This window comes from Hymenobacter perfusus (genome assembly GCF_003944765.1).
In the GTDB taxonomy this organism is placed as follows: Bacteria; Bacteroidota; Bacteroidia; order Cytophagales; family Hymenobacteraceae; genus Hymenobacter; species Hymenobacter perfusus.
Genome location: NZ_RWIU01000003.1, coordinates 15,698 through 28,420, shown reverse-complemented (window position 1 = coordinate 28,420; position 12,723 = coordinate 15,698). Strand labels below are relative to the sequence as shown.

7 protein-coding genes are annotated in these 12,723 nt (G+C 60.6%); 5 read left to right on the top strand and 2 right to left on the bottom strand.

The annotated features are described in order from the left end of the window. The first annotated feature begins 100 nt into the window (after window positions 1–100). From EI293_RS10080 to EI293_RS10070, 3 genes are all read left to right on the top strand, one after another. Window positions 101–1,351, top strand: coding sequence for an exo-beta-N-acetylmuramidase NamZ family protein (locus EI293_RS10080; protein ID WP_125437212.1), 1,251 nt, complete (start codon window positions 101–103; stop codon window positions 1,349–1,351). A 125-nt stretch (window positions 1,352–1,476) separates the two neighbouring features. After that, window positions 1,477–2,421, top strand: a complete 945-nt coding sequence (gene fmt / locus EI293_RS10075) for a methionyl-tRNA formyltransferase (protein WP_125437210.1) — start codon at window positions 1,477–1,479, stop codon at window positions 2,419–2,421. Between the two features lie 154 nt (window positions 2,422–2,575). Next, a complete protein-coding gene (locus EI293_RS10070) occupies window positions 2,576–3,061 on the top strand; it encodes a dihydrofolate reductase (RefSeq protein WP_125437208.1) in 486 nt (161 codons plus the stop codon). Between the two features lie 227 nt (window positions 3,062–3,288). Here the strand turns inward: EI293_RS10070 and porU2 are convergent, their stop codons facing one another. Next, window positions 3,289–7,884, bottom strand: a complete 4,596-nt coding sequence (gene porU2, locus EI293_RS10065; RefSeq protein WP_125437206.1) for a putative type IX secretion system sortase PorU2 — start codon at window positions 7,882–7,884, stop codon at window positions 3,289–3,291. A 103-nt stretch (window positions 7,885–7,987) separates the two neighbouring features. Further along, window positions 7,988–9,085, bottom strand: a complete 1,098-nt coding sequence (locus EI293_RS10060; protein ID WP_125437204.1) for a putative type IX sorting system protein PorV2 — start codon at window positions 9,083–9,085, stop codon at window positions 7,988–7,990. Window positions 9,086–9,367: 282 nt separating this feature from the next. On the opposite strand from EI293_RS10060, the gene EI293_RS10055 reads away from it, so the two are divergent. Both EI293_RS10055 and EI293_RS10050 read left to right on the top strand, forming a co-directional pair. Beyond that, entirely contained in the window at window positions 9,368–9,775 is a 408-nt protein-coding gene (locus tag EI293_RS10055; protein ID WP_246010603.1) for a PadR family transcriptional regulator, read from the top strand. 44 nt (window positions 9,776–9,819) lie between these two features. After that, window positions 9,820–12,441, top strand: coding sequence for a PspC domain-containing protein (locus EI293_RS10050; protein WP_125437202.1), 2,622 nt, complete (start codon window positions 9,820–9,822; stop codon window positions 12,439–12,441). Window positions 12,442–12,723: the final 282 nt, after the last annotated feature.

Sequence of the window (12,723 nt, the reverse complement as noted above, 5' to 3'; positions counted from 1 at the left end):
CTGCATCGGCTCCGTCAATCTTGTTAGATATGTACTGCGAGACGTTCACTGGCGTAAAGCTAGATGAATCCCGGTAGTTTTCCAGTTCCCCCGCCCGCCTATGTCTTCATTCCTTTCTTCGGGCCTGCTGAGCCTCTCAGTCCTGCTCTCTGACTGCACCCGCCCACCGCAGCAAACCACGGCCGCCGCGCCCGATACCACGCTCCGCCAGACGGTGGCCTCGCCCCCGCAGGTGCTGCTGCCCGCTGCCACTCCGCTACGCACCGGAGCCGAACAATTTGACAAGTACCTGCCGCTGCTGAAAGGCAAGCGCGTGGGCGTGGTGGTAAACCAGACGGCCCGCGTGGGCCGCTCGTTTCTGGTGGATACGCTGCTATCCAAAGGCGTAGGAGTTAAGGTGATTTTCGGTCCGGAACACGGGTTTCGGGGCGAAGCGGCTGACGGGGCCACCATCAAGGATGGCAAAGACGCCCGCAGCGGTCTGCCCGCGCTGAGCTTATACGGCGCTACCAAAAAACCGACGCCTGAAATGCTGCGAGATGTTGACGTGCTGGTATTCGACATTCAGGACGTGGGGGCGCGCTTCTATACCTTCATCAGCACGATGCACTACGTGATGGAGGCCGCCGCCGAGCAGGGCAAGCAGGTTATCATCTTGGACCGGCCCAACCCCAACGGCTGGTACGTGGACGGGCCGGTGCTGGAACCGGCCTTCAAAACCTTCGTGGGCATGCACCCCATTCCGGTGGTGCACGGCCTCACGGTGGGCGAGCTGGCCCGCATGATTAACGGCGAGAAGTGGCTGGCCGGCGGCAAGCAATGCCAGCTCACGGTTATTCCGGTGGCCGGCTACACCCACAGCACCCGCTATGATTTGCCCGAGCGGCCTTCCCCCAACCTGCCCACGGCCCACTCGGTGGCGTTGTACCCGGCCCTATGTTTGTTTGAGGGCACCGACGTAAGCGTGGGCCGGGGCACGGCCACGCCTTTCGAGGTGATTGGCGCGCCCACTCAGCCCAGCACCCGCCCGTTCAGCTTCACGCCCAGCCCCAACCCCGGCTCTACCTCCCCGCCCCAGAACGGCAAGCGCTGCTACGGCCAAGATTTGCGCTCGGTCGGCGACATCGGGTTTACCCTGAAATACCTGCTGGACTATTACCAACAAAGCACCAACAAGGAGAAATTCTTCCTCTCCGACCGGGGCTTCGACCGGCTGATGGGCAACGCCACCGTGCGCCAGCAAATCATAGCCGGCAAGTCGGAAGCAGAAATTCGGGCCGGCTGGGAGCCGGGTCTGACGGCGTACAAAGCCATGCGGAAGCAGTATTTGTTGTACCCGGATTTTCAATAGGCCTTACGACTTTAGCCCGCCGAGGGCGCGGTGTTTTCCGCAGAGGACGCAGAGTCGTTCCGGAAGGAATCTGCGTCCTCCGCGAAAACACCGCGCCCTCGGCGGGCTAACAACTCAAAAACGATATGCTGAACATCATCTTCATGGGCACCCCGGAGTTTGCGGTGCCAACGCTGGAAGCCCTGCTGGGCTGGGATGGGTGCCGGGTGGTGGCCGTCCTGACCGCCCCCGACAAGCCCGCGGGCCGGGGCCGACAGCTGCAAGGCTCGGCCGTGAAGCAGGCCGCCGAGGCCCACGGCCTGCCGGTACTGCAACCTACCAACCTCAAGTCGCCGGAGTTTCAGGCTGAGTTGAAAGGCTACGCGGCCGATTTGCAGGTGGTGGTGGCCTTCCGGATGCTGCCCGAGGCCGTGTGGAACATGCCGCCGCTGGGCTCCATCAACATCCACGCCTCGTTGCTGCCGCAGTACCGGGGTGCGGCGCCCATCAACTGGGCCCTCATCCACGGCGACACCCAAACCGGCGTGACCAGCTTCTTCCTGCAGCACGAAATCGACACCGGCAACCTGATTTACCAGGATGCGGTGGATATTGCCCCGGAAGATGATTTCGGGTCTCTATACGAAAAGCTGCAAGCGGCCGGGGCGGCACTGGCGTTGCGCTCGGTGCAGGCCATTGCGGCCGGGGCGGCTCCCAGCATTCCGCAGCAGAACCTGCCGGAACTGCGGCCCGCGCCCAAGCTCAGCAAGGAAACCGGCCGCCTCGATTTTACGGAATCGGCGCCGGCGCTGGCCAACCGGGTGCGGGGCCTCTCCCCCATCCCGACGGCCTTCACCCAACTCCCCGACGGCCGCACGCTCAAAGTATTCAAGGCCCAGCCCTTCGACGACGAGGAAGCCAGCGGCCCCGACCAGGGCGGCGCGGGCCGCTGGCTCACCGACGGCCGCACCTACCTGCGCGTACAAACCGCCAACGGCCTGCTCGACCTGCTCGACGTGCAGCTGGAAGGCAAAAAGCGCATGCCCGTAGCCGACTTCCTGCGCGGCTTCGATGTGAAGGTGCTTGGTTAATTGTCATCCTGAGCAGCGCGAAGGCCCTGTTACGTTTGCACAAGTCGTTGTTATGATGGCCGTTCTCGCATAACCACACCCTACGTGCTGCTCAGCATGACTGCAATACTGGCTCGTTCCTGAACGGACACTCACCATTTTACCACTTCACCACATGACCGCACTCGTTGTAGCCGTGGCCGATAACGGCGTTATCGGGGGCGAAAACCGCCTGCTCTGGCATCTACCCCTGGATCTGAAGCACTTCAAACAGCTTACCCAGGGCCACCCGATTGTTATGGGCCGCAAAACCTACGAGAGCATCGGCCGGCCGCTGCCCAATCGCCGCAACATCGTGGTTACCCGTCAGGCCGACTGGCAGGCTGCGGGGTGCGAAACGGCTGCCTCAGTGCCCCAGGCGCTGGAGCTGGCCCGCACCACCGATGAGCAGATGTTCGTCATCGGCGGGGGCGAAATCTACCGCCAGGCCCTGCCCGCCGCCGATGTAGTGTACCTCACGGAAGTACACCACCCTTTCGAGGGCGACGTGACTTTCCCCGACCTCACGGCCAGCGAGTGGCGCGAAGAAACCCGCCAGCGCCACGAACCCGACGAAAAACACGCCTACGCCTTCAGCTTCGTCACGCTCCGGCGGCGGTAGAAGGTGAGTGTTGAGTAAGATGTCATTGCGAGCAGCGCGAAGCACCCGAAGGACAGCGCAGCTAATCCCTCCTTCCCAATTCTCCGAGCCCTGAAAAGCAGAAAGCCCCTGACGTTCGTTTTGACGTCAGGGGCTTTTGCGTAGGTCGAAATCAGATGCATCGAAAAGGACGGATTGCGTCGTCGTGCCTCCTCGCAATGACACTTACTATTTCACTTTATCCCCTTTTACCGTAGCAACACCAGCTTGCCCCAGTCCTTTTTGAAGGCCCGGTCGCCGCCGGTGGCGCGCTGCTTGAACTCGCCGCTGGGGTCATCGAGTACCACGCGGTAGAGGTACGTGCCGTTAGCCAGCCGGTCGCCGTAGTCGTCGGTGCCGTCCCAGGCGTACTCCGTGATGTTGTTGCCAATGCGCAGCGGCCCCAGGTCGGCCATCATGATTTCCTTTACTACCCGGCCCGTGAGGCTTACAATCTGAATTTTCATGTTGCGCGGCAGCGTAGAGCCGGTGAGCGTGAACACAAACTTCGTCTTGCTGGTCACCGGGTTCGGGTACGGGAAGACATTGGTGATGGTCGATTCAGTGATGACCTCAAACGTGATGCGGTAGGGCTCGGTGCCGGCCAGGTTGCCCGAGCCGTCGCGGCCCTGTACCTCCAGCGTATACACTCCGGCCTCCAGACCTTTGATTTTACCTGGCTGATACTCCAACCGGGCCGTGCCCTGGGCCGAGTCGGCCACGAATACGATGCCCGAAGAGTTCAGATCCACCGTCATAGGTACGCCGGTACTCTTGGGCGTCAGCACCACAATGAAGTTCGACCGGTCGCTGATGGGCCGTAGCTTGTCAATGTCGCGCAACTGAATGCTGATAATCGGCTGGGGCGACACAATTTCGCCGTTGAGCAGGTGGCGGCCATCGAAGGCCACATCCAGCACTGGCGGAGTATCGTTGTTGGTTACCTCAAAAGGCGGTAGCGTCAGCTCGTTGTTGAAGTAGTGCTGCTCGGGCTGACGACGGGGGTTCAACACCACCTGGCCTGAAAGCGTCCCGAACAAGCCGCGCACGTCCAGCGTCACGGAGTAGTCGCGCTGGGAGTGAGCCGTAAGGGCCGCCCCGGCCAGCGGATAATACCGCTCCCGGGGGGCACCGGCGTTATTGGAACGCACCACCACGTAGCCTACCAGCGGGGCCGTGAAGGCGTAGTCGGCCACGTTCTGGAAGGTAACCGGGATGGTGAGCGTACCGGTACGCTGGGCTTGCTGGGTGAGGGCTGCCGCCGTAAGCGGGGTAGCCGAGGGCCGCACCACGCCTTCCGGCACGCCTTGGTAGGTTATGAGCCACTGCTCCAGTTGCGGCGTTACGCCTGTGGTGGTTTCGCGCAGCACTGCTTGTAGCTGCAGGTACGGGTATAGCTGGGCCGAAACGGAGCTGAGCGGCAGGGCCCGGTTGGTCACATCGGGGTTAAGAACGGTGGTCTGCCCCAGCGTATCGGTGCCCAGCAGCCGGAGCGTGTACTCGCCGGTGGGGCTGGTGCGGATGGTGTGGTACAGTGTTTCCCACTGCCGCGCCGGCCCAATGCGGGTGGAAGTGATGGTTGCTTCCTGGGTAGCGGCATTGAACGTCCATTGCCCACCGGGCACGGCTACTTCCACGCCCGCCCGCTCGTCGCGGCGAAACTGGCCCGGGTGGCTCTGCGACCAGCCGCCTTGCGTGCGCCCATTGATGACGCGGAACGAGCTGGTGGCCCAGTTGGCGCTTTCGTCGCCCTGCGGCACGGCTAACCGTACGCGCCAGTACCACACTACGCTGTCCTGCCCGGCCAGGGTGGGCAGCGTGGGCTGCCACTCCGGCACCATCACGGCATTTATTTTCGTGCGCTGCACTAGGGTACTGGTGAAGGTTTGCACCGTATCCAGCTCCAGGTCGTAGTCGCGGGCGGTGATGGTGGGCACGTTGCTCTGGGCCACCAGCCGCACGGCGCGGTTACCCACAATGGCAAATTCTGGCGGGCTGAGCGTGGTCACGCCACCGGTCAGGAAGGTGTAGTTGAGGGTTGCGCGGTTGTTGGTTTCGTCCGACTCGGCAATGAGGTTATCAGGGTCGAGGTCAACCTGGAAGGTATTCTGGCCGGCTACGCTGCCTGTGGCCGGGTTGGTGAGAGCCAGCGTGTAGGTGGTATCCTGCCGGGCCTGAGGCACCGTGAAGTTGACGACTACCGGCGTCCCGCTGCCCACCGTACGCGTCACGCGGATGGCCAGCGGCCCGGATGCAATGCGGCCGGGGTTACTCACGCCCAGCTTCAGCTCGAAGCGGGCATTGGCCGTGGCGGGTACTACCGAAGGCGAAATCTGCAGGCGCGCATCGGCCGTCTGGAAATCGGGCTGCAAGGGCGAGAACAGCTTCAGGGCCGGGTCGCCCTGCCAGATGGTGTTCATCAGGCTGGCAATCTTTCTGGCCTGCAAGTTATCGTTGACTGATAGCCCAACGCCGAGTCGCCGATTTGCTTCCTGCTGTACCTCCGCTATGGGCTTACCATACCACGTGTTATCAGCGAAGAGCAGTTTCATCATCTCGGTGTGCAACTCATGCAAATCCGGATCATACCCTAAATCGGAATCAGCCAGAAATCCAATAATTCCCTTGTCCTCCGCAAACAGATAATTCTCGCCGCCAAACGAGCCAGCTGCTGTAAAGGAATTACCAGATGAACAGCCGCTTACATACCAGACGGGATATTTCCCTTTGTTTACAAAGCCTGTGGCAGCCAACCTGATATCAGGAATATTGAATTCTAAATTATTAGGGCCTCCATGGCCGAAATACGATATAAATCCAACACCCGCGTTAAAATCGGGTGCCAAGTTTAAGGGGGCATCTGCGGGCAGCGTTCCTGGAAATGTCTCTCTACGATACAGTTTGACTACTTTTCCGGCAAACGGAGGGCTTTGTACGTAACGGGCATATGTGTTCAGATAGCCGGTAAACAAAGGATCTTCCCACGGTCTGTTTTTATCACTACCCACTATATGTACAACGTTCTTACGCCACGGCTCATAGCCTGACGCCTCATGCTCTTTCAGCTTATTCAGGTAATTAATCACCTGCTGCGGCGTTTGGGCAGCAATGCGCCCCGTAATCATGCGGGGGCGGTAGTCGCCACTCTGCCAGTTAGCCGTGAAAAAGATATCAGAAATACCCCGAGTACTGGCCGGCACTAGGTTACGCACCGGGTTAGTACCAGAACAATCTCCGTACAGCAGCGGATACTGCCGGTGATAAGCCGCTCCGCCCGTTACGGAGCCACATCCGGTAGCCTCACTTACGCCCAGGCCCTTGCCTAACAGTAACAACGTCTGAGGGCGGGTACTACCGGCCAGCATCCATTGCGCAAACTGGCGTACCGCTAGTGCCGACTGCTCGCCATAATGGAACTGATCATACAACTGCTCCGAGGTTACAACCAGCGTATCCCAGCCGCCACCCAGTGCAGAGGCCCGGTAATTGGCATAGGCGCGCACGACATTCGGTACGGCTGTGGCACCGGTTCCGGCCGGCTTCATCAGCACCCGGCTGGTTACGATAAGAAAGTTATGGGCTGCCGGTGAGATGCTGCGGAAGAATACCCGCTTCGGAGTAGCAGGCACCAATGCCCGATCCGCATCAGCCAGTAACAGGTTACGAGTGCGGCCATTGGCATTGCTGAACGTGAAGCCTCGTTGTGTACCACTGGTACCCGCCTGACCTTCTACCCGCTGTACAGTGTAAGGGTCCGTTACATCATACCCCCGAACGGTGGACGGAATAGAATCGAGTTGATAGTAGGCCGGTCCGGCCAGCGTAGAATCGTTGGAAAACAGAAGTTGCGTTTGCCGTTGAGTCCATCTTACGCTTTGCTTGTAATGCAGTTGGGCAAATGCTACCCGGGCGACGTCACCGTATGTTGCATTTAGTGTCTTACCGAGCTTTTGCTCAACCCGAACTGTTACCCGGCCATTACTAAGCCGTTCGGATGGGAGTAGCTGATAGGTACCCCGGGCAAAGCTAAAATTGTTATAGACGAGTGAGCCTAGTACCCGTACGGTGCCATTAGCACCTACCACGCTCACCTGCGACTCGTGCCCGCCAGTGGTTTTACCAACTACCTGAACCGAAACCTGGAGCGCCGCACCGCTGGTTACTGCCCACACCGAATCGAAAGTGATGCTGTAGCCAGCTTCTCCGAATTCGTTACTAAAAAAACCTTCCCCACGCTCTGCCCACGGCTGATAGGTGTTATAGCCTACCTCATCATTAACAACATTGTAGCGGAAGGAGTACACCTGCAATGGCTTCCGCACGCGGCTGACGTGGGGCGTGCCGGTAGCGGCCGGGTTGCTTTGCACCATGCGCTTGCCGGCCGCAGAGTTCGACCAGGTAAGGAAGTACGAGGCCGTATCCGTGAACAGACTATAGTAAGGCTGCGCCTGATCGGCTGCCGCCAAGTGCATGCCCCGGTCCAGGGCCGCGTCGTTGCGCTGACCGAAGAACTCGATGAACGTGCTGTTGTCCAGCGCGGTGGTGTTGCCGCCCACGTGGATGGCCACCTCCTTGCCCCGCCGCCACAGCTGCAGCCGCTGCGGGCTCACGCCGCTGATGCCAGCCTGCTGCAGATACTGATAATTCAGCCGGTACAGGCCGTCGCGGGCCACTTTGATTTTGTAGTACTGCTGGCCCGGCACAATCCACTCGTTGCCGTAGGGGCCGGACTGCGCCTGCGCGGCCGGAGCCCACAGCGTCAGGAGCAGCGCCAGCAACCATAGCTTCTGGTAAGCTTGTTTCATAGTATAGTCAGTTACCTGTTGTCAGTTGTTGGTTGATAGTTGATGGGTGGTAGCTGTCGGTTACCTGAACAGTTCTGACAACCAAAACCACCAACCGTCAACTCTATTTGATGCCGTAGCCAAGGGAAACGATGATGGAGGTGGGCTGAGAGCGTTGGCCCAGCTTTTCCACGGCCAATCGGGAAAGGGCCATATCCAGCCGCAGGCCGCTCAGGGCCAGGCCTACGCCCAAGCTGGGCTGCACCTTCCACTCCTCCTTGCCCGTGAAGGCCTGCACCTGCTGCAGGTTGCCCACGCCGCCGCGCAGGTACACCAGCTGCTTGTAGCCGATTTCCAGGCCGGCGCGCGGGTCGAGGCTCACGGCACTCGTGGAAACCAGGGTATTGCGCTGGCCATCGGTGGTGATTTCCAGATCCAGGGCGGGCAACGCGGTAAACTCGCCGGGGAGCTTAAACAGGCGGCTGGCTCCCAGCACGAAGGTGGGCAGCGTAATTTCGGTGCTGCTTTTGGGCAGCTCATCCAGCGCGTTGGCTGAGCCTTCGAACTCCTCCGGGTTCACCGTCCAGGCGTTGTAGGTGGTGGTGATGTCGCGGGCCATCAGGCCCAGGCGCCAGTCGTTGCGCTGGTACTGCACGCCGGCATCCACCCCAAAGCCCCAGGCGTTGGCAAAGGACCCGATGTTGCGGTAGATGACTTTGGCGCTGGCGCCCACCTGCAGGCCCTCAATGTTACCAATCTGGCGGGCGTAGGACACCAAAGCGGCGTAATCGGCCACCGAGAAGTAGCGGATGTTATTGTAATCAATGTAGCCGTACTCGTTTACCAGGTTGCGGGTGTCGGCAATGTCATCGACGCCCAGCCGGAAAAAGCTCACGCCCAGCGCGCTCTTCTCATCCAGCTTCATGCCGAAGCTGGCGTAGTCGTTTTTCACGATGCCCGAGAACAGCTCGGAGTGCATCAGCACGCCATCGTACTTGGTTTTCTGGTTCACCAGGCCGGCGGGGTTCCAGTAGCCGGCCGTGGCATCGTCGGCTAAGCTAGCCTGCACTTTTCCCATCCCGAGGGCCCGCCCCCCTACCCCAATGTTGAGAAATTCATTGCTGTACTTGGGCGTTTTGTCCTGGGCCAGCGCGGGGCGGGCCGCCAATACAGTCAGACCAGCCCCCAGCAGCAGGACGGTAGTACGGGAAAAGTGAAGCATAGAAAGTGAAGCCAGATAGTATCTCAGAAAAGAAGAAGCAGCGCGGCAGCAACGCAAGATACTCATTAATAGTGCGGGGCGGTTTTAAGTTCTCGGTCAAACCGCATTTTACGCGGTAAAAAGCGGGTTTTCTGCCGTTTCGCGGGCCGTCGTCTGTCCTCTTTTACCACGACGGGCAAATGAATATTCAGCTTCCTGAAAATAATTTTCACCAGTACCTTGCGTCGCATAGTACCTTCCGTTATATTTGTCTCATTCTTCACCGTATATCTGCCTCAGCCCATGAAAGTCGAGAACACCCAAGTGCAGATGCGGAAGGGCATCCTGGAGTTCTGCATTCTGGAAATCATTGCCCGCGGGGAGGTGTATGCGTCTGATATGCTCGAAGAGCTCACCGCCGCCCGCATGATTGTGGTGGAAGGCACGCTCTACCCGCTGCTGACGCGCCTCAAGAACGCGGGCCTGCTGGACTACACCTGGAAGGAATCCACCTCCGGCCCACCCCGCAAGTACTACACCCTCACCCCCGACGGCCAGGAGTTTCTGCACCAGCTGCGTCTGACCTGGGAGGAAGTCCAGGACTCCATCCGCATCATCCGTCAGAAGCCCCACGCCCCGGCCGCCCCCACGCCGGCCCCGCTCACGGTAGCCCCGCCGGATGCGCCCTCTCCCCCTGACGCGCTGCTCTAAGCACCGCCCCCTACCAGTTATTCTTGACTAGTTGCAGCACTGAGATGAAAAAGAACATCAGCATCAACCTTCAGGGCATGATCTTCCACATTGAGGAAGATGGCTACGAAGTGCTTAGCCGCTACCTGGCGGAAGTGAAAGCCCACTTCAGCGGCTACCGCGGCCACGAGGAAATTGTGGCCGACATCGAGAGCCGCATTGCCGAGCTCTTCGCCGCCCGCCTCTCCGGCCTCAAGCAGGTGATTACCCTGGAGGATGTGGAAGCCATGACCACCAAAATGGGCCGGGTGCGCGACTTCCAGAGCGCCGATGAGGCCGAGGACGAGGAGGAGCTGTTGGCCGAAGCCGTAGCCAATGGCTCGGCCCAGGGCACCTACGCCGGCAGCACTTCCGGCGCCAGTCGCCGCGCCAAGTCCGGTCCCGAAGCCGCTGCCGACGCCGATACCACGGAAGCCGCACCTAAGCAAATGTACCGCGACATGGCCCACCGCAAGGTGGCCGGGGTAGCGGCCGGGCTGGCGCACTACTTCGGTACCAACCCGCTTTGGATTCGTATAGGCTTGCTGGTGTTGTTTCTGGCCGTGCCGGCGGTGTTCGACGATACGCCACTGAACAACTTTGGCGAGCGAGTAGCGGGTATCACGTTGTTAGCCTATATCATTCTGTGGGTGGTGCTGCCCAAACGCTACGACACGACCGACCCCGACACCGACCCGGCGTTTAAAAAGCTTTACCGTGACACCGACAACGGCAAAGTCGGCGGGGTTTCGGCCGGGTTGGCCGCTTACCTGCGGGTAGATGTGGTAGTGGTGCGCATTGCCTTCCTGCTGCTGCTCATTGCCGGCAGCCTGGGCTTCTGGCTCTACATCATCCTGTGGATTCTCTTGCCGGAGGCGAAAACCGCCTCCGACAAGCTCCGCATGCGCGGCGACGCCGTCACGCTGTCGGCCTTGGATGAGAACCTGCGCAACAATCCCTACGCCGCCGGCTCCGAGGCCGGACCGGTAAATAACCGCCCCGTAGGCACGTTCCTGGAGGATTCCTTTAGCAACGTCCGGCCCCTTATCAACGGCATTGGCTCGCTGATCCGGGTAGTGGCCGGTGGTATTCTCACCCTGACCGGGTTTAGCCTGCTGCTTTCCATCATCATTGCGCTGGGCGTAGGGCTGGGCCTCATTGCCTCGTCGGATAACCTGGAATTCGGCCCGCTGCAGCCCTTCCTGCTCTTCAATGACATTTCGTCCTGGGCGGTGCTGTCGTTCTTTTTGCTCACTGCCATCCCGGCCCTGGCCTTGCTGCTGATGGGCGTGGGCTTGCTACTGCGCCGCACCATTCTGAGCCGCACGGCTTCTCTCACGCTGCTGGGTTTGTGGCTGCTGGGAATCGTGGGCAGCTCGGTGGCTGGTGTGCGGGTAGGCCGCGAGTTTCAACGGGAAGAGGAAATTACCCAGACCACCACCCTGGGCGGCCTGACCAGTCCCCGCCTCGTGCTGGAGCGTCGCCAGCTCAATAATGATAAGTGGGTGGACCTCGACATCGTGGGCATCGACAGTGCCCAGGCCCCGCGCCTAGAGCGCATCATCTCGGCCAAAGGTGCCACCGACTCCCTGGCCCGCCGCACGGCGGCCACTTCCACCAGCCACAACCTGCGCATCCTCAACGACTCGACGCTGAGCGTGGATGACCACTTCACCTACCAGCCCAGCGCCCGGTACCGCGACCAGGAAATGCGCCTGCGCCTGCTTATGCCCCGGGGCCGCACCTTCCGCATGAGTGAGCGGTTTGCCGACTGGCTCAACGACGAAGACTACGTGAACGGCCAGGCCCCGCACCACCCCGAAAACGGCATTTACCGCATGACGGGAAACAAAGTAGAGTGTATTAGCTGCACCGCCGACGACCTCCGCGCCCGGGATACCGATAATGACGAAAACAGCAACGACTACAACGAAGGCCGCGACGATTCCGACGTGAAACTGAGCTTCGACAGCATTGAGCCGATTAACACAGACGAAAACTCCTACGGCTCCGAGCGTCAGACCTTCGAGGAAACCGACTTCGACCAAGTGAGCATTGTGGGCGGCTACCGGGCCATCATCCGGCAGGGCAGCACCTACACCGTGCGCGCCGCCGGCAACGGCCGCGCCCTGCGCGACCTGAAAGTCACCCGCGACGGCAAGGAGCTGACCATCAGCCCCCGCAACCGCGACCTGTTCGATTCCCGCAGCGGCGACCAGGATGACGTACTGCTCATCATTGAAACGCCGGAGCTCAACAACCTGGAGTTGGTGGGCGGCACCCACGCCGAGGTCAGCGGCTTCAACTCTGGCGACCTGAGCGTGACCCAGGCCGGCGGCAGCCAGCTCAAGCTGAAAGCCAACCTGCAGAAGCTGCGGCTGGAACTGGCCGGCGGCTGCCAGGCTGCTTTGCAAGGCGAAGCCGAGCAGCTCACCATTGAAGGAGCCGGTGCCTGTGACGTAGCCGCCGCCGACTTCACCGCCCGCCGCGCCGATATCGAAGCCGTGGGTGCCACCAAGGTGCGCCTGCGGGTGACGGAGGAGCTGAAGGCCGAGGCCATCGGGGCCAGCGTGATTGAGTACAGCGGCAAACCCAGCCAGGTGCGCCGCGAGGCCGTAGGTGCGGCAGCTGTTCGCTCCGTAGAGTAATTCAGCCGGCCAAAACCTTTATTTTTCTCTTTTCGCCACCAACTGCTACTCAACGCCTTATCTCAGGCAGCGGCGCAACCCTTTAGCCGTTCATTCGTTCTACATGTCAGATGCTGAATATTGCTGGAACAGTTCTTGCCCAGGCAACGGCTGTACTGGTTTGTGCATCTGACCTGCCAACACGCAGAGCAAGTCTCAACTATACAGGGTCCATTTGTGAGTGAAAAGGTGAGACCCGAAGGCAGCCCCGGCCTACCCTCCTGCTGCAACAGGACGGCCGGA